Source organism: Margalitia sp. FSL K6-0131 (genome assembly GCF_038008735.1).
GTDB lineage: Bacteria > Bacillota > Bacilli > Bacillales > Bacillaceae_C > Margalitia > Margalitia shackletonii.
Map to the genome: position 1 here is coordinate 439,539 of NZ_JBBOZS010000001.1, position 22,316 is coordinate 461,854.

At 37.7% G+C, this 22,316-nt stretch carries 21 protein-coding genes and 1 other annotated feature; of the genes, 16 read left to right on the forward strand and 5 right to left on the reverse strand.

Annotated elements, in window-relative coordinates:
* Window positions 1-79 precede the first annotated feature (79 nt).
* Genes NSQ59_RS02260 through NSQ59_RS02275 form a run of 4 tightly spaced genes read left to right on the forward strand, consistent with a single transcriptional unit; the run spans window position 80 to window position 3,871 of the window.
* The gene (locus NSQ59_RS02260; protein ID WP_055738058.1) at window positions 80-1,033 is read left to right on the forward strand and encodes an ABC transporter permease; all 954 of its coding nucleotides are present in this window, start codon (window positions 80-82) and stop codon (window positions 1,031-1,033) included.
* A 5-nt stretch (window positions 1,034-1,038) separates the two neighbouring features.
* Window positions 1,039-1,890, forward strand: coding sequence for an ABC transporter permease (locus NSQ59_RS02265; RefSeq protein ID WP_055738059.1), 852 nt, complete (start codon window positions 1,039-1,041; stop codon window positions 1,888-1,890).
* A 12-nt stretch (window positions 1,891-1,902) separates the two neighbouring features.
* On the forward strand, window positions 1,903-2,892 hold the full coding sequence (locus NSQ59_RS02270; RefSeq protein WP_340828890.1) for an ABC transporter ATP-binding protein: 990 nt from the start codon (window positions 1,903-1,905) through the stop codon (window positions 2,890-2,892).
* Complete coding sequence (locus NSQ59_RS02275; RefSeq protein WP_340828891.1) at window positions 2,885-3,871, forward strand: ABC transporter ATP-binding protein; 987 nt, start codon at window positions 2,885-2,887, stop codon at window positions 3,869-3,871. The genes NSQ59_RS02270 and NSQ59_RS02275 overlap by 8 nt, the downstream gene beginning before the upstream one ends.
* Before the next feature lie 309 nt (window positions 3,872-4,180).
* Here the strand turns inward: NSQ59_RS02275 and NSQ59_RS02280 are convergent, their stop codons facing one another.
* Together NSQ59_RS02280 and NSQ59_RS02285 are read right to left on the reverse strand one after the other, a co-directional pair.
* A complete protein-coding gene (locus tag NSQ59_RS02280) occupies window positions 4,181-4,381 on the reverse strand; it encodes a hypothetical protein (protein ID WP_055738062.1) in 201 nt (66 codons plus the stop codon).
* Window positions 4,382-4,810: 429 nt separating this feature from the next.
* Window positions 4,811-5,203: a hypothetical protein gene (locus NSQ59_RS02285; protein ID WP_055738064.1), complete on the reverse strand. Its 393-nt coding sequence runs from the start codon at window positions 5,201-5,203 to the stop codon at window positions 4,811-4,813.
* A gap of 158 nt (window positions 5,204-5,361) precedes the next feature.
* Here NSQ59_RS02285 and NSQ59_RS02290 point away from each other — a divergent pair, with 158 nt between their 5' ends.
* The 6 genes from NSQ59_RS02290 to NSQ59_RS02315 all read left to right on the forward strand — a co-directional run bounded on the left by NSQ59_RS02290 (window position 5,362) and on the right by NSQ59_RS02315 (window position 11,526).
* Complete coding sequence (locus NSQ59_RS02290) at window positions 5,362-5,901, forward strand: DUF1572 family protein (RefSeq protein ID WP_055738065.1); 540 nt, start codon at window positions 5,362-5,364, stop codon at window positions 5,899-5,901.
* A gap of 70 nt (window positions 5,902-5,971) precedes the next feature.
* A complete protein-coding gene (locus NSQ59_RS02295; RefSeq protein ID WP_340828895.1) occupies window positions 5,972-6,766 on the forward strand; it encodes a phosphotransferase family protein in 795 nt (264 codons plus the stop codon).
* A 29-nt stretch (window positions 6,767-6,795) separates the two neighbouring features.
* Window positions 6,796-7,302: a hypothetical protein gene (locus tag NSQ59_RS02300; protein ID WP_340828897.1), complete on the forward strand. Its 507-nt coding sequence runs from the start codon at window positions 6,796-6,798 to the stop codon at window positions 7,300-7,302.
* Window positions 7,303-7,376: 74 nt separating this feature from the next.
* Window positions 7,377-7,584 (forward strand) — a binding site (T-box leader).
* 293 nt (window positions 7,585-7,877) lie between these two features.
* Window positions 7,878-9,125, forward strand: coding sequence for a tyrosine--tRNA ligase (gene tyrS / locus NSQ59_RS02305; protein ID WP_340828899.1), 1,248 nt, complete (start codon window positions 7,878-7,880; stop codon window positions 9,123-9,125).
* A gap of 506 nt (window positions 9,126-9,631) precedes the next feature.
* Entirely contained in the window at window positions 9,632-9,958 is a 327-nt protein-coding gene (locus NSQ59_RS02310; RefSeq protein ID WP_340828900.1) for an antibiotic biosynthesis monooxygenase family protein, read from the forward strand.
* Between the two features lie 77 nt (window positions 9,959-10,035).
* Window positions 10,036-11,526, forward strand: coding sequence for an amidase family protein (locus NSQ59_RS02315; RefSeq protein WP_340828902.1), 1,491 nt, complete (start codon window positions 10,036-10,038; stop codon window positions 11,524-11,526).
* Between the two features lie 125 nt (window positions 11,527-11,651).
* Here NSQ59_RS02315 and NSQ59_RS02320 read toward each other — a convergent pair whose 3' ends face one another.
* The gene (locus NSQ59_RS02320; protein ID WP_340828903.1) at window positions 11,652-12,110 is read right to left on the reverse strand and encodes a hypothetical protein; all 459 of its coding nucleotides are present in this window, start codon (window positions 12,108-12,110) and stop codon (window positions 11,652-11,654) included.
* Between the two features lie 5 nt (window positions 12,111-12,115).
* Window positions 12,116-12,904 carry a hypothetical protein gene (locus tag NSQ59_RS02325; RefSeq protein WP_340828906.1) on the reverse strand — a complete coding sequence of 263 codons (789 nt, stop codon included), beginning with the start codon at window positions 12,902-12,904 and terminating at the stop codon, window positions 12,116-12,118.
* Window positions 12,905-13,174: 270 nt separating this feature from the next.
* Here NSQ59_RS02325 and NSQ59_RS02330 point away from each other — a divergent pair, with 270 nt between their 5' ends.
* Together NSQ59_RS02330 and gntK (NSQ59_RS02335) are read left to right on the forward strand one after the other, a co-directional pair.
* Entirely contained in the window at window positions 13,175-14,497 is a 1,323-nt protein-coding gene (locus NSQ59_RS02330; RefSeq protein WP_340828907.1) for a GntT/GntP/DsdX family permease, read from the forward strand.
* Between the two features lie 181 nt (window positions 14,498-14,678).
* Window positions 14,679-16,220 (forward strand): gluconokinase, encoded by a 1,542-nt coding sequence (gntK, locus tag NSQ59_RS02335; RefSeq protein WP_340828909.1) that lies wholly within the window; start codon window positions 14,679-14,681, stop codon window positions 16,218-16,220.
* Window positions 16,221-16,271: 51 nt separating this feature from the next.
* Here gntK (NSQ59_RS02335) and NSQ59_RS02340 read toward each other — a convergent pair whose 3' ends face one another.
* Entirely contained in the window at window positions 16,272-17,066 is a 795-nt protein-coding gene (locus NSQ59_RS02340) for a MurR/RpiR family transcriptional regulator (protein ID WP_340828912.1), read from the reverse strand.
* Window positions 17,067-17,225: 159 nt separating this feature from the next.
* Here NSQ59_RS02340 and gntK (NSQ59_RS02345) point away from each other — a divergent pair, with 159 nt between their 5' ends.
* From gntK (NSQ59_RS02345) to NSQ59_RS02360, 4 genes are all read left to right on the forward strand, one after another.
* A complete protein-coding gene (gntK, locus tag NSQ59_RS02345) occupies window positions 17,226-18,767 on the forward strand; it encodes a gluconokinase (RefSeq protein WP_340833122.1) in 1,542 nt (513 codons plus the stop codon).
* A gap of 7 nt (window positions 18,768-18,774) precedes the next feature.
* A complete protein-coding gene (locus NSQ59_RS02350) occupies window positions 18,775-19,272 on the forward strand; it encodes an NUDIX hydrolase (protein ID WP_340828913.1) in 498 nt (165 codons plus the stop codon).
* Between the two features lie 565 nt (window positions 19,273-19,837).
* Entirely contained in the window at window positions 19,838-21,094 is a 1,257-nt protein-coding gene (gene ltrA, locus NSQ59_RS02355; RefSeq protein WP_340828527.1) for a group II intron reverse transcriptase/maturase, read from the forward strand.
* A gap of 313 nt (window positions 21,095-21,407) precedes the next feature.
* Window positions 21,408-22,238: a putative protein N(5)-glutamine methyltransferase gene (locus tag NSQ59_RS02360; protein ID WP_340828915.1), complete on the forward strand. Its 831-nt coding sequence runs from the start codon at window positions 21,408-21,410 to the stop codon at window positions 22,236-22,238.
* Window positions 22,239-22,316 lie beyond the last annotated feature (78 nt).

Below are 22,316 nucleotides of genomic sequence, written 5' to 3' on the forward strand. Positions count from 1 at the left end.
TTATACAGATGGATGTGAGTATGCTTTCGACGAACAATCTTCACTATGAAAAAAGTCTCAAAATAAGGAGTGAAAGCGATTGGCCAAATATATTTTAAAAAGGGTCTTACAGGCGATACCGATGTTAATTATCATCTCCATCATCTGTTTTGCGCTGATTCAAATGGCGCCATATGATGCGATTGATTCCATGACTACTCCTAATATGTCGCAAAAGACCATTGAGCTTATAAAAGCAAAATATGGGCTGGACCAGCCTGCCTATATTCAATATTTTGATTGGGTGAAAGGAATTTTACGTGGTGATTTTGGTTACTCCCTTGTTACGCACCAAAGCATTTCGCAAGACTTACTTTCAAGAATTCCAAATACAATCGTATTAGTTTTACCGGCATATGTATTAGCGCTTATTTTAGCGATTGTGCTTGGTCTTATTGCAGGTGCAAATAAAGGTAAATTACTAGATAAAATGATTGATGGTTTTAGCTCAATCGGGATTGCAATCCCAAGTTTTTGGTTAGCAATGATCTTTATTTTTATTTTTGGATATAAAATGGGTTTATTTCCGATTTTGGGCATGCATACGATTGGTCTGGAAGATTCTGCTTCGGATTTCTTTCACCATCTTGTCTTGCCATGCGTAGTATTGACGATTGCCTTTTTACCGGAATTAATTCGCTATGTTCGATCATCAACGATAGGACAGTTGGCGGAAGATTATGTAATGGTTCAAGAAGCATACGGTTCTTCTGGTGCAGCCATTCTATTCAAGCATGTTCTTCGTAATGCTTTATTACCGCTTGTAACCATCGTGGGGATGTCTTTGCCGATGCTTGTTACAGGTGCCTTTGTAACGGAGACTGTTTTCGGCTGGCCAGGAATTGGACCATATTTTGTTAAAGCTATCCAAGGATTTGACTATCCTGTTGTGATGGCAATTATGTTGTTTTCGGCCAGTTTAGTTATTCTGGGGAACTTATTGTCAGATATTCTATATTGCATTATCGACCCTAGAATTAAGGAAATGAGGTAACGGAAGTGGCTAAACAAAAAAATAGAAGAATCGAAAAGCTGAAAAAAGAATTAAAGTCTAATAAAACGGCATTATTTGCTTTTATCTTTCTTTCTTTCATTATACTAGCCTCTATCTTTGCCTTTCTATCACCTTATTCACCGAATGCAGTAAATGTTGGAAAGGTATTGGAAAAGCCGAATGGCAGTCATCTATTTGGCACGGATGAGCTCGGTCGTGATTATTTAACAAGGGCGTTATATGGAGGAAGAATATCCCTTACCGTTGGGCTTTTAGCGATGGCGATTTCTACCTGCATCGGTGTATTAGTGGGAACTGTAAGCGGATATTTTGGAGGGAAAATTGATAATCTCCTCATGAGGATTGTTGATATCATTTCATCCATACCGTGGATGATCCTGGTAACGGTTATTAGTATTTTTCTAACTCCAGGATTGAAAGCAATCATTCTTGTAATTGGTTTATTTACTTGGATGGGGACAGCAAGACTGGTTCGTGCGGAAACCTTAACGATAAAGGAACGGGAATATGTTTTATATGCAAAAGCATCAGGACAATCCTTTTGGAAAATCATTTTTAAGCATATTATTCCAGGTGCGCTGCCAACCTTTATTGTTGCATCAACAGTTAGTATTGCCAATGCTATTTTAATGGAGTCGGCACTAAGCTTCCTTGGTCTTGGTGTACAGCAACCTCTATCTTCATGGGGAAGCATGTTGCAAACGGCGCAAGGCAATCTGGCAAGTGCTCCATATATGGCGATTTTACCTGGTGTGTTAATTGTATTAACGGTGTATTCCTTTAATAAATTAGGTGATGTACTTCGCGTGGTCGTAGAACCGAAAACGGGTAAATAGGGGGTGAATGGTATGAGCGACACATTACTAGAGGTGAAAGATTTAAAAACGACCTTTTATGATGGTAAAACAAGGCTTGAAGCGATTCGTGGGATTAACCTAAATGTACAAAAAGGGGAAATCCTCGGAATCGTAGGCGAATCTGGAAGTGGCAAGAGTGTCTTAATGAAATCCATTATGGGAATAATCCCGAAAACAGCGAAGGTCGAAAGCGGAGAAATGATTTTAAACGGACGCCATATTGAGAATCTCTCCAATAAGGAAAAAAGAGCAATCAGAGGCAAAGAAATTGCGATGATTTTCCAGGATCCAATGACTGCTTTAAATCCACTAAAAAAAGTAGGGGATCATCTTGTCGAGTTATTGGTTCGCGTTCGCGGAATGAAAAAGGCGGAAGCCAAAAATGAAGCAATTGAAATGCTAAGAATGGTCGGGATTCCCTCACCAGAAGCAAGGGTGAATCAATATCCGCATGAGTTTAGCGGCGGTATGAGGCAAAGGGTTCTAATTGCGATGGCATTATCTTGCAATCCTGAACTATTAATTGCGGATGAACCGACTACTGCTTTGGATGTAACGATTCAGGCACAAATTCTGAATCTATTAAAAAAGTTACAAAGCGAAAATGATATGTCTGTCGTTCTTATTACTCATGACTTAGGTGTGGTAGCTAGCCTTTGCAGCAGGATTGTCGTGATGTATGCAGGAATGATTATGGAGGAAGGACTTGCTGCGGAAATCTTTTATTCTCCTAAGCATCCGTATACAAAAGCATTGCTAAACTCCATTCCGAAGATGGACGATGGAGAAAAAAGCAGATTGAAGCCAATTAAAGGATCTGCACCATCCTTAAATAATCTTCCGAAGGGATGTCCTTTTGCGGAGCGCTGCGAACTAGCGATGGAGAAATGCTTTACGGAGATGCCAGCTTACAAAAAATTTTCAGAAACACAAAGCAGCATGTGCTTTTTAGCTGGGGAAGGAGACGGCGAACATGAGTGATAACAAACAGCAGAAACTCATTGAAGTAAACCACTTGAAAAAATACTTTCCTTTAAAATCGTCCTTTCTTCATAAAAAGGATCAATATGTGAAAGCGGTCGATGATGTCACTTTCCATATAAATAAAGGCGAAACCTTTGGACTTGTCGGTGAATCTGGCTGCGGGAAATCAACGCTCGGCAGAACCATCAATCGCTTATATGATGCAACCGAAGGAGAAATCATTTTTGATGGAACTGATATCGCCAAATTAAAGGCTAAAGAACTGCAGCCTTATCGCAAAAGAATGCAGATTATTTTTCAAGATCCCTATTCTTCTCTCAATCCGTATATGAATGTCGGGGAGATAATTGATGAACCTTTAGAGATTCATACGAATCTATCAAAAAAGGAGAGAAGTGAAAAGATTGGTGAATTGCTTGAAAAAGTAGGGTTAAAAAAGCAGGATATGGAGAAATTTCCATATGAGTTTAGCGGCGGACAGCGCCAACGAATTGGCATTGCACGGGCATTATCGATTAATCCTGAGTTTATTTTATGCGATGAGGCTATTTCTGCATTGGACGTCTCCATTCAAGCTCAGGTAATCAATATGCTGGAGGATTTGCAGGAAGAAATGGGTCTCACCTATTTATTTGTTGCTCATGATCTCTCTATGGTTCGCCATATTTCGGATCGAATTGGGGTCATGTACTTAGGAAGAATAGTAGAAATTTCGGATAGTAACGATTTGTATAAAAATCCTCTCCACCCATATACAAAGGCATTATTATCAGCAATTCCGATTCCAGATCCAATCAAAGCGCAAAGTGCCAGTATCGAGTCCATTAAGGGAGAATTGCCAAGTCCATTAGATATTAGGCAAGGCTGCAGATTCCGTTCGCGCTGTCCGTTTGCTACCGCCAAATGTGCGGAAGTAGACCCGGAAATGAAAGAAGTTGCGAGCGGGCATTTTGTCGCTTGTCATTTATATGAATAAATGGTTTGAAGGAGGGTTCCGATTGGTGGAACCCTTTTTTGAATAGTCTCTGGATTCTACTCCTTTTTGTATTGGCTGAATTATTCCGAGTTGTGACTGAATTATTCCCAGATATGCCTGAATTATGTTGGAAAGTGACGGAATTATCTTTCAAACTGCCTGAGTTATTTTTAAAAGCAATCTTATTTCCCTTTTAGGAAAGAATATTACCTATAAAATCAAAAGATTTTTGGATATTTTTTTAGAATCGGTTAAAAGTGGAGGATAAATGTAGGAATATAAAGGTAAATGAGCAGGAAGCACCGCAAATTAATTCAACAGTTTCCGATTCCGAGGTTTTTGTAGAATGGTTTGAACAGCTCGGTATATTTGTTGTTCATCTTTTTTCTTCACCGCATTTTTGACGATTTGTACATCCTTTTTAGTTAAAGATAAACCAATATATTTTGCTAAGGTGACTTCTACTCTTTCTCCACCCATAATTTCATCCACTACTATTTGGACTGTCATCTTTACGACCTCCTTTAATTTTCTAACTTTATTATATTGGCTGTTCATTAAGCGCGTATTAATGCTTTCTAAAAAAAGTGTAAAGAAATATTACATTGGAGTTTGAAGAGAATATAAAAGGTGTGAAAAAGAATGGTGGAAACAGGAAAAGGCTATGTATTTACAGTCCAGCTTCTGTTGAAGGATTATGTACAGTGCATGCATATTATTATGATGATGAACCATAATATATCCCTTTTTCTTGCAACCTTTTTATGCCAATTTCGTAGAATTAGGACATATTTTTCTTTACATGCATCATCCATATCATAAAAGGTTGAATTGCTGAAGGTTATTAAAGAAGCGAGGTGGCTATGTTTAGATCTAAAAAAATGATTGGACTTAAATATCCAATCATCATTCATAACAGAACAAATATCTTGTTAAACACTAACTCAACGTTTGGTAATTTTCATGGTTTGCTAATTCCCTAATTTTATCTACCCAGTCCTTGAAGCTTTCGTATTCATTGGAGTTGAATCCAAAATACTGCTTAATAAAGCGGACAGATTCTTTTTCTAAATCATGAAAAACCCCATCCGAAAAAATAAGTGTCAGGATCTCAGCTAAAACGATATTTTTAGAGCGTTCATTTTTAAATACTTTAAGGATGTCCACCATCTCGAATCCTTGTATTTTATAATGATCCATTTCCATTTCTTTTTTATATTTATTAAGAATTGTATCTTCATATATTGATTGACTATGGTCAATTTTGGCAATGAGAGAAGCTAATTCAAGAAACGCTGTTTTCTCCTCTTGATTAAGTTCTGCTAGGAACATTTCTACGATCTCCTTTATTTACGAGCGTTAGAAAAGAAATACTTCTATTTTTATTATATCTTAAACGATCGCAATGGCCTTACGTAATTAGTGAAAGTTATTTAACACTTATGAATGGTCATCCCCAAATAATTTTGAATAAATAAGGAGGAAAAGCTTTGAATCAATTAGAAAAAGAATACCTATCTATTGTAACGCAGCAATTTAGGCATTTTAAGGAACGAGCAGAGAAGGCTTTTAAGCAATTATCAGAAGAAGAATTACACTGGAAGCCAAGTGAAGAATCTAATAATATCGCAATAATAATAAAGCATATAAGTGGGAATATGCACTCTCGATGGGTGGATTTTTTAACTGCAGATGGAGAAAAACCATATAGAAATAGGGACTCGGAATTTGTAGATGATATGGAGCCTCAGGAACAACTTATGAAAATTTGGGAAGATGGCTGGAAATTGCTTTTTCACACATTGGAGAATTTCCAGCCAGAAGACTTACATAAAACGGTAACGCTAAGACAGCAACCATTAAGTGTTCTGCAAGCAATTCAAACGGAAGTAGCTCACATTAGTTATCACTTAGGGCAAATCTTATATATTGGTAAACAATTAAAAGATAAAGATTGGATGATTTTAAGCATTCCTAAGAATGGTTCAGAAGCTTATAATGAATCAGTTTCAAAGAAAAGTAATGAATAGATTCGGGTTTTTATAATGTAATCGGGGTGGATAAATGGCTGGAAAATTAATTGCGAGGAGGTATTCTAAATTGCAACCGATTCTAATTGGGGAAATCCCAACAGAAATATTAGAGTATGTAAAAAATATTAACTCTATTCAATTCCCCAGACAGGGTTATACTTCCGATGTTGGCATACTTGAAAGCAATCAAGGCATCTATGTGCTGAAAAGGGCGAAGGGAGAGTTATTTTGTTCATGGTTAAACAAAGAAGTATCTGTATTAGATTGTTTATCAAATGAAACCAATCTGCCTGTTCCGAAAGCAATGAAGTTTGTTAAACAAAAACAATATGATCAATGTTGGGTTCTCATGGAGTACATAGAGGGAGAAACTTTAAGAACTGCTATATCCAATCAAAAGAATAAAAACAAAAGAAGGGAATTGATCTTTCATTTTGGAAATATCCTATCCAAAATCCATTCAACCCCTTGCCCCGACCGACTAAAAAGTGAGCGGCCATGGATTGACGATATGCTACTTCATGCTGAATATAATTTAAATCATTACAAGGTGGATGGAAATAAAGCATTGTTAGATAAAATTAAAACGAATAAACCTAGCATGGCTAAACAAGCACTGATTCATGGAGACTTTACAATCGATAACGTTTTAGTTTCTAATGGCGTCATTTCAGGCATCATTGATTGGAGTGGGGGAGCCAACGGTGACCCTAGATATGATCTTTCATTGGCTATCCGTCCTAAACCCCATTTATTTGAAAATGATATAGATAGAGAAACTTTCTTCGAGGGTTACGGGGAGAAAATTCTTAATAATAAGGAATACGATTATTTTGCGAATGGATTAAACGAGTTTTTTTAAGTGTATGTATGTTTTATGGGGGGTGCGAAATGGGGAAATATCTTAAGGCAGTAGTGCCGATAGTATTAATTATTATGATAATTGCCATCGTATTCTACAAAAAGGAAAATGTAGAGGAGCCGACCATTACGATTAAATTTAATATTTCAAAGCTAACGGAAGATGAATTTAATAGACTTGAAAGAGTGAATTATGAAGACTCCGGCATAAGTGATTTTAGAATATTGACCTATAAAATAGATATGAAGCAATCAAATGGTATTACTTCTCGGAAAATAGTAATACCAGATATTGAGAAAGTAATTAATACAATTGATAAAACGAGGGTTATACATATGACTGGGTGGGAGCAGGATAACGCAGAAGAAAACTTTGCAAATTATAGTTACGAGTTCATTTATTATTCAAAAGGATTAAACGATGAAGACGTAAAAAAAGCGTTAAGCTCTAAAGTTGTAACAGTATCTTGGGAAACAATCAATGGGGAAGCAACTACCAAAAGATTTAATGTGGGTAATCTTACAAAAATTAAATAGGTTAGGATAAAATACGCAAAAATTAGTTTGAATTTTCCCCTAATTTAGGTTAGTATAAATGAAATATTTACAATATAAAGGTAATGATTGGAATAAGTAGTTTCTTATCTCCCTGTAGCAGAGAGCTGGTGGTGGTGAAAATCAGTATAAAGATAAGGGCGAATTACCTCCATGAACTTTCTTTGCGAACGGATAGTAGTAAAGAACGGACGAACCGTTATTCGAATGAAGCGGAAGAGAAATCTTCAATAAGGGTGGTACCGCGTTAACCACGTCCCTTTTTTCGGGGCGTGGTTTTTTATATTTATAAAATATATCCTTGTGTATAACTTTAAAAAAATTTTTTACGTCTAGTTTCAGCGCCTATCGGCTAGCGGATTTCTGCGTCTCCTCCCTACGATAAGTCAACATCAGGTAAAATTACACTTCAAATTTTACTCGGTGAAAATGGTAGTTCAATTTTCAATAGCTCGTGGAATACCTCAGCACGGTTTCCTTTATCTCGAGCCTGAGACTACGAAATCCGTACGCCGATGAGCAAGGCGCTTTCACATTTGAGATAGGAGGAGAGTATTTTGGAAAACTTTTTGGAACAACTTACGAACGAACAAATAGCAGAAGTGGAGAGGCAATTTGACACTTATAGCAGCGGATCAAAGGAAATCATTCCTGCTTGGGAGCTAAAGAACAAAATTGCTATGTCCATCCTAAAAAACAAACCGTTGAAGGTGAAATTAGGATTAGATCCTTCCGCTCCTGATGTTCATTTAGGTCATACGGTTGTTTTAAATAAGCTTAAACAGTTCCAGCAGAATGGACATACGATTCAGCTTATTATAGGGGATTTTACAGGTAAGATAGGGGACCCGACAGGAAAATCAACGGTGAGAAAACAGTTAACGAATGAAGAAGTAAAAAATAACGCAAAAACCTATTTCGAACAATTTGGCAAAGTATTAGATATGGAGAAGGTTGAGCTGCATTACAACTCAAAATGGCTCAGCAGATTAAATCTGGAAGATATTATTCATTTAGCATCCAGTATCACAGTGGCGAGATTACTCGAAAGAAATGATTTTTCAGAGCGTTTTCGGGCAGGGAAGCCCATTTCTTTGCATGAATTTTTCTATCCGCTCATGCAAGGGTTTGATTCCGTTGAACTGGAAAGTGATGTTGAACTTGGCGGAACTGACCAGCATTTCAATGTTTTAATGGGAAGACAGCTGCAAGAGCATTTCGGAAAAGAAAAACAGATTGTTATTTTACTTCCATTACTAGAGGGTCTTGATGGCGTAGAAAAGATGTCTAAATCCAAAAATAATTATATTGGTGTGGATGATAGCCCAAGCGATATGTATGGAAAAACGATGTCCATCCCAGATGAATTAATTGTAAAATATTTTGAGCTTGTTACAGATTTGCCGCTTGAACGGAAAAAGCAAATAAAAGAAGAATTAGCTCAAGGAAAACTCCACCCGAGAGACGCCAAAATGCTTCTGGCTAGAACGATTGTAAGCAGCTTTCATCATGCTCAGGAGGCAGAAAGTGCAGAAGCAGCCTTTAAAGCAGTATTTCAAAGAGGGGGATTGCCTGATGATATCCCTGTTGTAAAATGGCAGGGAGAAATGGAAGTTCCCATAGTTGATTTACTGACAGAATTAAAATTACAAAAATCTAAAACAGAAGCGCAGAAAATGATCCAAAATGGCGGAGTGAGGATAAACGAAGTAAAGGTGATTGATCTAAATTTACTGGTGGATATTAAGGAAGAACCCGTTATTCAGATTGGGAAGCGGAAGTTTGTTAAATTGGAAAGAGTGTAATCTAAAACTAGATATATTTTTTAGCGGACCTGAAATCCGCTATTTTTATTAAATACCCCTATTTTGAAGTCTTAGCGGACACTGAGTACGTTATTTTCGAAAAAACATAAGGAAATCACTGCTTTTATACAAAATAACGGAACCTATGTCCGCAAATTTGGTTGATTTGCCTATTTTGCACAAAATAACGGATCTGGTGTCCGCTAAGTAAAGATAACATCCATGTTTAACAATCATAAAAAGATCGCTTTCATTAAAGAGGATATAATCCACAAAGAATCGAATTAATTGGAGGAGTACTTGTTAAAGGTGTGATGATCGTGGACTATATAAAGCATTTAAGACCTATGGTCGTCAATGAAAAGGTTCTGATAGTGGTGGCTAGTGGTTTTTGTATTTGATGACAAAAAATGTCCAATAAAGCAAGGCTGATTATAGATTGATGAAGTAGATTCTTAGAGAATGAGGTATTAGATTTAACACAAAATACTTAAGGGGAAATGAAAATGAATGGCAATATGAAAGCATTTCAACCGCCATATTACGCTGTAATATTCACTTCACAAAGAACAATAGGTGACAAAGGATATGGAAAAATGGCCGAAGCAATGGAACAATTAGCTTCCCAGCAGCCGGGATTTTTAGGTATTGAGAGTGCAAGGGATAATGAATTGGGTATTACTGTTTCCTATTGGGATTCCTTAGAAGCTATTAGAAATTGGAAAGAAAATTCAGCTCATAAAATAGCACAAGAAAAAGGGAAACAAGAATGGTATAAAAATTACTCTGTTCGGATTTGTAAAGTGGAAAAAGAGTATTCTTTTGGATTGTGATGGCAAGCATTTTAACTTCATTTAGCTTCACTTTTTAAGGGGCGGTTAGTGGAATAGAAATAATAAGGGGTGTATGAATGGCTATACCATTTAATGATTTTTTCAGAGAAGAATTAACTATTAATGAAATACAAAAAGCTATGGAAGATGGCGAGATAACTTCAAAAGAATTGGTAATGTTTTATTTACATAGAATTGCAAAATACGATCAGAAAGGTCCAAGGTTAAATTCCATACTTGAAATTAATCCGGATGCGATTTTTATCGCGGAAGGACTTGATTATGAAAGAAAAACAAAAGGTATGAGAGGACCTTTACACGGAATTCCAGTAGTTTTAAAGGATAATATTGAAACAGGTGATTCCATGCACACGAGTGCAGGATCCATTGCCTTAGAAAACCGTATGGCTAGCAATGATGCATTTCTTGTTCAAAAACTGCGTAAAGCGGGAGCGGTAATCTTAGGTAAAGCAAATATGACAGAATTTGCGAATGGAATGTCTACTGAAATGTGGGCAGGGTATAGTTCAAGGGGTGGGCAAGTATTAAACCCTTATGGGGATGATAGTCTTTTTGTTGGTGGCTCAAGCTCCGGCTCTGCCGTTGCAGTGGCGGCCAACCTTACAGTTTTATCAGTAGGTACAGAAACGGATGGATCCATTCTTAGCCCTGCCACACAAAACTCAGTTGTAGGCATTAAACCAACTGTTGGGTTAATCAGCAGAAAGGGCATTATCCCCTTTACATACTCTCAAGATACAGCTGGGCCATTTGCCAGAACTGTTACGGATGCTGCGCTTTTATTGGGAGCAATGTCTGGTGTTGATGAAGGTGACGCTGCAACGTATAAAAGTGAAGGAAGAATAGAAAATGATTATTCCATTTATTTGGACACAGCCGGTTTAAGAGGAGCAAAAATAGGAGTATTTCATAGTGATTCTAATGCTTTTCATGATTTTGAAGAGTATGATGACGAATTATATAAGAGTGCAATACAAACTATTAAAGACCAAGGAGCGAAGATAATAGAAGATATTGAAATCCCTTCCTTTCATAGAAAGTGGGATTACGGTGTATCATTATATGAGTTAAAACATAGCTTAGACAATTATCTTTCTCAACTACCATCCAATATTCCAGTACATTCATTGACGGAATTAATCCAATTCAATAGAGATAATAAAGAAGTAGCATTGAAATATGGTCAGAATAAACTGGAGCAAAGAGAATCGCTTGCTAATACATTAAGAAATCCTGAGTATTTAGAGGCAAAATTGAAAGATTTATATTATTCACAGGAACAAGGGATTGATTTTACTTTAAAAAAATATGATCTTGATGCCATTCTTTTTCCTGCTTATATAGGTTCAACCATTTGTGCAAAAGCAGGGTATCCTTCCATTGCTGTACCTGCTGGTTATATGAAAAATGGAAGACCGTTTGGGGTAACATTTGCAAGCACTGCATACACCGAAGGCTTATTAATTAAATTAGCTTTTGCTTTTGAGCAGGCTACTAAGCATCGAAAAGTTCCAATAGTGAATAGGGAGAATATAATAAATTCCTGAAAAGATGTTATAAATAATATGAAGAAAAGTCCCTGCTTTTAATTAAAAAGGAGGGATTTTATGTGTTTAATGTAATAAAGCCGAGATACCTCTAACCCGTTTCTTCTCAAAAAGTGGGATTTCAATCACTTTACTTTTGCCACTCCTAAAGCAAAATGCTTCCAAAGTATATCCTCAATTAATGCAGCTTGTGATTCTTCACAATCAATAATTAGAATGACTTCCGAATGCTTTCCTTTTAAAACTCTTTTATTTTTCTTTACAACCAATTCCATAAAGAGACGAATAATAAAGCCAAGAACAAACCCGACAAATGCACTTATCAGTCCCCAGTATATTGGCCCCCATGCTAATTCAAATCCTATACTTGCTCCAATAACCGCAAATGCAGTGGCAATCCCCATACCAATATCAATGAGGCTTGTACCATCTGAACGGTGCAGGCTATCAAAAATTTTACGGTCTTCCGTTCTATTATCCAGCGGGGCGGCAAATATATTTTCTTTTTGGATCCCTTTTTTTTCTAACGTAGAAACTGCCATTTCCAAAAATCCTGTGCTTTCAAACGTTGAAAAAAGCTGCAATTATATCACTTCACTTTTTGTCCTTTTAGTATTTTGAAACTCTCCGATTGATAATGTACAGATAAGTAATTTCTTAAATCTTTTTCGAACAGTTTGTTATTCTCAACGGTATTCATATAAGAATCATAAATAGCAAACCCATAGTGCGAAGGGATAAAAAGGAGCCAATCGGGCTTTAAAACCGAAGTTGCCTCTTTTATTTTACCTAAAAATAAGAGTACAACCGCTTCTTGAATGTGCGAATAATAAAAAAATATAACTAACCATATGATGACAAATAATGCCGTTAAAATCCTATGAATATACAGTTGTCCTAAACCAGGAATAAACAATGACCACATAACGGCAACAGTGGGATTTCGTTTATCCAGGTAGTTAATCTCTAAAGCTCCTATTGAAAATGAATTAAAGCCGTGATTCTCTCTTTCGGCTAAAACATAAACCTTATTCATATCTACTGTTGTCCGAAAACTGTCCCATATACCAAAAAGGTAAACAGGAATATACATAAGAAGCCATCTTGTATCTAACACCTCTTTTGCCATGTCTATTTTCCCTTGAAAGGAATAAATCATAGCAGAATTAACATGTGCATTAACATTAACGAAAACTTCCCAAATAAATAATGCATACCCTCTAAGATATTTAGATAAAAGCATATGTCCGAATCCAGGGAATGCTGCAGACCACCAAGCAATAATATAAGGATTTCTCAAATGTAATTGGGTTGTTCCTAAAATACTAACATGGGCTTTATATCTTCTGGCAGTGTTGTCATTTGTGTAGTTGTCCATTTAATCCACCTTTTTAATATATAATTCCAAAAATGAACAGTAATTATGCTTGACTTGTTAGGCTATCTTTAATTTTCTTCATATTAATGGTAAATTAAATTGAGAAAAAAATTTTCAAAACATATTGATGAAAGAAATTTTCTTTCGTATAATAGGTTTATGATTTGAAAGTGCTTTCATTTCCCAATCAAACTATTTAATAGTTGGTTTGGCGAAAATGAATGAAGAGGTATTTTGATTAGAGATTAGAATAAAGAGGAGGGGAAAATAATGTTTCATTTAGTTGTAGCACTATTAGCTATTATTATCGTTATTATTGGGGTTACATTGTTTAAGTGGCACGCATTTATTAGTTTACTAGTAGCAACCTTGTTCCTGGCTATCTTTTCCGGTTTATCCTTAGATAAGATTGTTACCGGGATTGAAACAGGTGTAGGGGGTACCTTGGGGCACTTAGTTGGAATCCTTGCTCTTGGTACAATTTTAGGAAAGTTAATGGCAGAGTCAGGGGCAGGAATACAGGTATCCAATTTCTTTGTCCGTACCTTTGGCATAAAAAGGCTTCCGTGGGCTATGCTTCTTGCAGGATTTATTACTGGTATTCCTGTATTTTTTGAAGTAGGAATATTAATCGTTCTTCCTTTAGTTATTTCGCTGCACAAAACATCTAAGCAAAATCTACTGCTTATTGGATTACCAGCTATTGCGGGTTTATCCATTGCACATGGCTTGATTCCGCCGCATCCGGGCGCGATTGCAGCGATTGGAATTTATAATGCCAATATGGGGAAGGTACTTCTGTACTCTCTTATTATTGCAATTCCTTCCGCGATTCTGGCAGGGCCAGTTTTTGCAAAATGGATTACAAAACGTATAACACCTGAGCAAGAACCTGAGCTAATTAAAGTTGAGGATATAGACAACAAGAAGCTTCCTGGAACAGGTATTTCATTCCTTGTTATTTTACTACCTGTCATTCTTATGGTTTTTTCAGCACTAGTTCCATTTATCGGTTTATCTGACGGATTGAAAAAATTCTTTGGATTTATAGGAAGCCCTTTGATTGCTCTATTAATTTCCGTTTTTGCTGCTATGTACTTCCTTGGATTCCGACAAGGATTAAATAAAAATCGAATGAAAACGTTAGTAGAGGAATGCTTTTTACCAGTCGGTTCTATTATAGCCATTATTGGTGCAGGCGGCGGATTTAAGCAAATATTGATTGACAGTGGTGTAGGTAATACAATTGGAGAAATGGCACAGCATTTTTCATTATCGCCATTAGTGCTTGCCTTTATTATTGCAGGCTTAATCCGGATTGCTACAGGTTCAGCTACCGTTGCTTTAACAACTGCAGCTGGAATTGTATCACCAATTATTCAACATATGACCGGAGTTAACCTTGAATTATTGGTTATTGCAACGGGTGCCGGTTCCCTAATGTTCTCGCATGTGAATGATGCCGGCTTCTGGATGGTGAAAGAATATCTGGGTCTAAGTGTTCCGGAAACATTAAAAACATGGACCGTACTGGAAACCATTTTATCCTTCGTTGCATTTGGATTAGCGCTAATTCTCGATGTTTTTATTTAATAGGTATTTTACTGGCTAAGGTTGCTGAAACCTGAAGCCAGTTTTTCTTGTTTAATATGAAAAAAATTTTCTTTTTCACAAAATAGATAAAAGTAATGGCAAAAGGCATTTAATATAATAAAAGAGCAAACAAATAAGCATAGGCTATTTGGTATTGTATGTTTTTAGGAGGTATAAAGAAATGGGTTCAAAGTATGTCATCGGTGTAGATATAGGAACTACCAGTACAAAATCAGTATTATTTTCCGAAAAAGGGGAAATTATTTCAAGTTACAACATTGAATATCCACTTTATTCTCCTACTCCTGATACAGCAGTGCAGGATCCCGAAGAAATCATGAACGCAGTTGTGAAGACAATTAAAGAGGTTATATTATCTAGTAATATTCCTCCAAATGATATTGTATGCGTATCCTTTAGTTCAGCAATGCATAGCTTGATCGCTGTTGACGACGAAGGGAAACCTCTTTCCCCTTGTATTACATGGGCTGATAACCGAAGTGTTAAATGGGCGGATAAAATAAAGGATGAAATGAATGGGCATCAAATTTACCTTCGAACAGGTACTCCAATCCATCCGATGTCCCCTCTTTCCAAGCTGCTTTGGATGAGAAAGGAACAATACGAGTTATTTAGCAGTGCATCAAAATTCATCTCCATAAAAGAGTATGTTTTCTATAAACTATTTGGTCAGTTTGTAGTGGACTATTCTATTGCTTCTGCTACCGGCATGTTTAATTTACAAGAATTAAATTGGGATGAAGAGGCATTAAAGGTAGCTGGTGTTACTTCATCTCAATTGTCAAAACCAGTTTCCACAACCTTCAGACTAACAGGGATGGATTCCAAATTCGCAGAAGAAATGGGTATTCCAGAAAATGTACCGTTTGTTGTTGGAGCAAGTGATGGGGTCCTTTCTAATCTTGGAGTTAATGCGATAGAGCCAGGATCCATTGCTGTTACGATTGGGACAAGCGGTGCCATAAGAACGGTAATAGACAGGCCGATTACGGATCCGAAGGGACGGATCTTTTGCTATGCATTAACAGAAAATCACTGGGTAATCGGAGGACCAGTTAATAACGGTGGGATGATTTTCCGCTGGGTGCGCGATCAGCTTGGTGCATCAGAAATAGAAGCCGCAAAAAGGTTAGGAGTAGATCCATACGATTTGCTGACTGAAATTGCTGCTAAAGTTAGTCCGGGAGCTGATGGATTGTTATTTCATCCATATCTTGCTGGTGAACGTGCTCCATTATGGGATGCGCATGCTAGAGGCTCCTTCTTTGGACTTGGTTTGCACCATAAGAAAGAACATATGATTAGAGCTGTACTGGAAGGTGTTATTTTTAATTTATATACTGTTCTTCTTGCTTTGAAAGAGCTTATTGGGGAACCGAAAAAAATACAAGCCACCGGTGGATTTGCAAGATCCCACTTGTGGAGGCAGATAATGGCGGATATCTTTAATCAAGAATTATCTGTTCCGGAAAGCTTTGAAAGCTCTTGTCTAGGAGCAGCAATATTAGGATTATACAGCCTTGGAATGGTTGATTCCCTTGAAGTAGTTTCCGAGATGGTAGGGGAAAGCCACTATCACAGACCAATAGAGGAAAACGTTCAAATTTATGAGGAACTCGCCCCAATTTATATTCATGTTTCAAGATCTTTAAATGAAGATTATCAAAGAATCGCTGCATTTCAGAAGAAATGGGTGCAATGATAAGAAAGAAAAAACAAAAAACCTCACATGTATTATAGTGGGGTTTTTGGTTTAACTTTCTTTGTTCATAATAGAGACGGTATTCATATAAAGAGCATCTAGCAATGCCAGCTGTGCACTTCTTAAGGAAAGCATTCCTGCCTCATGTATTTCATTTGTAAAGGAATAAAGGGCAATATCCGCATGTAAGTTAACTTGGGAATTGGAAGAATCTGTTACAGTGATAACAGTGGCCCCCGTTTTCTTAATTTCCTCCATAATGGGAAGTATTCCCTGACTGGTATCGGATTGTGATATTACAATCGCTATATCGTTTTTAGTTAACGTGGCAGCAGTAATTAATTGAAATTGAGTCTCCAAAAAAGCAGAAGCGTTTATTCCTGCACTGGAAAATTTATAAAATGAATCAAGGGCAAGGATTGCGGAAGCCTCTGTTCCAAAAAACTGTACTCTGTTTGCGTTAAGAATAGCTTCAATTGCCTTAGAAAGAGCATTCTTATCCAAAAGTTCAAACGTTTTTTCAAGAGAAGCAATAGTCGTTTTGAATAATAACTCGGAAGGACATTTACTATCTTTTTTATCTATTTTTGAAATGATCGTTTTTGGTTCTGATTCGATAAGTTCCGATGCAAGTGCTATTTTCATTGCCTGAAAGCCTTTGTATCCAACTCTTTTGGAAAAGCGAAAAACAGTGGCATCTGCAAGCTGTAAATAATCCGCCACTTCGTTGATGGTTTGGTGGATAACCAACTCAGGATTTTCAAGTATATAATCTGCAATTTTCTTTTCTTTTTCACTCAGTTTGGAATAGATGGACCGAATGGTCGGCAAACAATTTTGTCTCATTGTTATTTCCCTTTCTAGCATTCCTACTTGGAGTATAGCATAATTAGAGAGTTAATAACATTCAAATTGAAACCGTTTGCTTGGGGAAACCCATAAGTGCGGAATTATTGTATAAAAAAATGCAACTGAGAAAGATTGTGAAAGGTTCAAGGAGGAATAATAATGAGTTCTAAGTATGTGATAGGTGTTGATATAGGAACTACTAGTGCAAAAGCAGTTCTGTACTCTAAAAGTGGGACAGTAGTTTCCAGCCATAGTATTGAATATCCTATGTATTCTCCCACTCCGGAAACCGCTGAACAGGACCCCGAAGAAATTTTTAGAGCGGTCATACAGGCAATCAAGAAAACCAAACAAAAGAGCAGTGTTCCCGAGGAGGATATCCTGTGTGTGTCATTTAGCTCGGTTATGCACAGTGTCATTGCTGTAGACAAAAAAGGAAAACCATTAACGGAATGCATTACTTGGGCAGATAACAGAAGTTCTGACTGGGTGGAGAAGATTAAGTCGGAAATGAATGGACATGAAATTTACCTTCGGACAGGTACTCCAATCCATCCGATGTCCCCACTGTCAAAATTAGTCTGGCTCAGAAACGATTTTACAGAGTTGTTTCATAGTGCGGATAAATTCATCTCCATTAAAGAGTATGTTTTTTATAAGCTTTTTGGTAGATATGTTATTGATTACTCCATAGCATCTTCCACCGGTCTTTTTAATATACAAACATTAACTTGGGATAGCGAAGCACTAGAAATTGCTGGCTTGACGGAAAAAGAGCTTTCTCAGCCTGTTCCTACTACTTATCAAATGGTAGGTCTTGATGAAGCCTATGCAAATGAAATGAATCTTTTACCTTCCACTCCGTTTGTAGTTGGAGCAGGGGATGGGGTTTTATCTAACCTTGGCGTTAACGCGATAGAACCTGGTGTGGTGGCTGTGTCGATTGGTACTAGTGGTGCCATTCGTGCGATGGTGGATCGGCCGATTACGGATCCTAAGGGAAGGATCTTTTGTTATTGCTTAACAGAAAATCATTGGGTGATCGGAGGACCGGTTAACAATGGCGGTATGATTTTTCGATGGGTACGGGATCAGCTGGCAGATTCCGAGGTGGCGACCGCGAATAGGCTTGGGAAGGATCCATATGAAGTGTTGACGGAAATAGCCGACAGAGTAACTCCCGGTTCTGATGGTCTTCTTTTTCATCCTTATTTGGCAGGCGAAAGGGCTCCACTTTGGAACTTTAATGCTCGCGGCTCCTTTTTTGGTTTGGGTATGCACCATAAAAAAGAACATCTTATCCGGGCTGTTTTGGAAGGAGTTATCTTTAACTTGTATACAGTTCTCTTAGCTTTAGCAGAGCTTATAGGAGAACCTCAAAAAATACATGCAACTGGCGGCTTTGCAAGATCAGAGCTATGGCGGCAAATGATGGCGGATATATTTAATCATGAAGTATACATCCCGGAAAGCTTTGAAAGTTCATGCCTTGGTGCCGCTATACTTGGTTTGTTCAGTCTTGGAGAAATCGATTCATTCAAGGTTGCAGATGAAATGGTAGGTGCAACCCATCACCATACACCAAACAGTGAACATGTCTCTATTTATCAGGATCTAACTCCCATTTACATTCGCCTTACAAGGCTGCTGCAGGAAGAGTATGATAGCATTTCGGCATTTCAAAAGAAATGGGTGTAAATATAAAATGGATCAAAGAGGGATTGTCTTAGTAGTTAGCGTATCAATATTTAAAGATGAAGAAGTATTAATGATTAAGGAAAACAAACCCACAGCCATAGGTAAATGGAATTTTCCGAGTGGACATATTGAATATGGCGAAGATATTCTGAGTGCAGCTTTACGAGAAGTAAAAGAGGAAACCGGTTATGAAGTGAAGTTTATTAGTACTACTGGTGTATATAATTTTCAAAGTAGTACGGGAGATCAGGTGATTTTATTTCATTTTACAGCCAAGCTTAGCGGAGGTTCTTTGAACCTAACAGAAGAGGAGATAATCGATTGCAAATGGATTAAGCTAAATGAGCTGGCAAAAATGGAAGATAAGGAACTTCGAGAAGTGGGTGTGATAAGGCAAATAACGAATAATTTACAAAGAGGGAATTTATTTCCTATTAGTATGTTTCATGACCAACTTCTATCAACTGTTGGAGGAGCATCAATTACAAAGGACTCTAATATTTAGAGTTCTTTTTTGTGGTGCGCCCAGCATGGGTGCAGTCTATAGGGTGAAAGTCCCGAACTGTGAAGGCAGAAGTAGCAGTAGCTAAACGCAAGGGTGTCTGTGGTGACGCAGAATCTGAAGGAAGCGGGCGGCAAATCTCCGGTCTGAGGGACACGAACTTCATATAAGGCTAGGTATCATTGGATGAGTTTGCCAAACAAAACGAAGTCCTTTCTGCCAAAGATGATACAGAGTAAATGAAGCAGATAGATGGGGAGAAAGACTGTACTCTTACCTGGGGAGGTCTGGCTGAAATGCCGAGCACACTCGGTAACTTACTTTGTGAAGGGTAATTGAACAGCCAGAAGTCAGCAGAGGTCATAGTACCTGACTAGCTTAAGATGGTTAGGGAAGGACTGAACATTTAAGGAGAATATACACTAGGCGTTCATTGTTTATGATGATACAGACAATCCAATTGGACTTACTTAAAGGAGGAAGTGGTGAATTCCACAGGGGACTTTAAGAGGGTGGAATAAACAATGGCACAAATAGCACGTATATTCACGTGAAAGGATGTATCGAAATGATGGAACGAATACTGTCACGGGACAATCTACTTTCGGCATTGAAACGTGTCGAAAAGAATAAGGGTAGCCATGGAGTAGATGAAATGCCTGTAAAATCCCTACGAGCGCATATTCTACAAAATTGGCAAGAAATCCGAAATTCAATAAAGGACGGAACCTATGAGCCTATGCCAGTCAGACGAGTCGAAATCCCGAAACCAAATGGCGGCGTTCGTTTATTAGGTATTCCTACCGTGACAGACCGTTTTGTCCAACAAGCGATTGCCCAAATATTAACCCCAATCTATGACCCAACCTTTTCCGAACATAGCTATGGGTTTAGACCCAGAAGAAGGGCACATGATGCCGTTAGGGAAGCAAGGCAATATATAGAAGAGGGCTACAGATGGGTAATAGATATGGACTTAGAAAAGTTCTTCGACAAGGTAAATCACGATATGCTTATGGGACTCCTAGCAAAAAGAGTCAAGGATAAGACGATTCTAAAGTTAATTAGAAAATACTTAGAGTCGGGGATTATGATAAACGGTGTGGAAACTATCAGCGAAGAAGGTGTTCCTCAGGGTGGACCATTAAGTCCACTACTTTCCAATATCATGTTAGATGAATTAGATAAGGAACTAGAGGAAAGAGGACACAAATTTGTCCGCTACGCAGATGATTGTAATATTTACGTAAAAACCAAGAAGGCAGGTTTACGTGTCAAGAGTTCTATCACTACTTTCATTGAAAAGAAGCTTAAACTAAAAGTAAATGAAGAGAAAAGTGCGGTGGACAGACCGTGGAAACGAAAGTTTCTTGGATTCAGCTTCACATCAAACCGTAATCCAAAAATCCGTATCGCAAAAGAAAGTATAAAGAGAGCTAAAAGTAGAATAAAAGAACTAACATCAAGGTCAAAACCCATTCCATTGGAATTGCGTATTGAGAAACTAAATGAATACCTTGTTGGTTGGTGCGGATATTTTGCGCTGGCAGACACGCCAACTCCCTTTAAACAACTGGATGAACATATTCGAAGAAGACTCCGAATGTGCCTTTGGAAACAATGGAAACTACCCAAAACAAAAATTAAAAGGCTCATATCCCTTGGCGTTCCAAGAGAGAAGGCCCATGAATGGGGAAATTCTCGTAAGAAATATTGGCGCATTTCGAATAGTCCTATCTTACACACAACACTAAATCTAAAGTTTTGGAGAAATCAAAAGCTTAAAAGTCTGTTAGATAGATACAACCATTTGCGTCATACTTAAGTGAACCGCCGTATACCGAACGGTACGTACGGTGGTGTGAGAGGTCGGGGGTTAGTCACCCCCTCCTACTCGATTGCTGGGTATTGGTGTTTTTGGTTTACAAGGAAGTTATATACAAAACACTGACATTATTTTTTTATATTGTCTTATAATTGTGAACAGCCAAGAAGGGAGTGTATTCAATGGCCTTCCATCAACAAAAGATGTTAAGGTAACAAGTCAGTTAAAGAAGGATATTTTCTTTTATTATCGAATAATAAATAAACCAAAATTAAAAGGGTGATAGCGAATAAAAGTAAAATTAAGTATCCAATTGGACGACAAAACGGAAAAATCTATTGTTAACAGGCTTCGAAGTGCTGGCTGTGTATTTGCAGAAGAGGAAGCTCAAATACTTATTTCAGAGGCACATTCTTTAGACGACCTCAACCAAAAGGTGAAAATGCGAGCAGATGGTCTGCCGCTTGAATACGTCATTGGATGGGCAGAGTTTTGTGGTCTGCGGATAGAAGTGGAACAGGGAGTTTTCGTACCTCGGAAACGTACGGAATTTCTTGTTCGTCAGGCAGCAGACCTGTCTTGTTCTGGAGATATAGTCGTTGACCTCTGTTGTGGCTCAGGTGCTGTAGGTGCTGCTCTGGCGGCAACACTCGGGGGTATTTCCTTGTACTGTGCTGACATCGATCCGGTCGCTATTCGATGTACAAGACGAAACGTAACGGATTTCCGGGACTATATTTTTGAAGGTGACTTGTATAATGCTTTACCACAATCGATTAAAGGTCATATAAATTTATTAGTTGCCAACGTTCCGTACGTTCCCACTAAAGCAATCGATATGCTTCCCATGGAGGCACGTCTTTATGAACCAAAGCTAGCCTTAGACGGAGGAGATGACGGCCTAAATATTCAAAGGATGGTAGCTGAAGAAGCTCCATATTGGCTCGCTGCTGGAGGTCAGCTATTGATAGAGACGAGTGAAATCCAAGCACCTCAAACGTTCGAAATCTTTACTAATGCCGGATTAACAACAAATGTAGTTAGAGACTTAGAACTAGATGCTACTGTCGTTATTGGAACTAATAATGCTTTTTTAAATGATTGGCAACAAGATTGTGATTTGTACCTAAAAAAATATAGATAAATACATAAGACCGTCAAATGGACGGTCTATTTATATACGGTGGGATTAATACAATCAGGAAATTAGAACATCTCATTC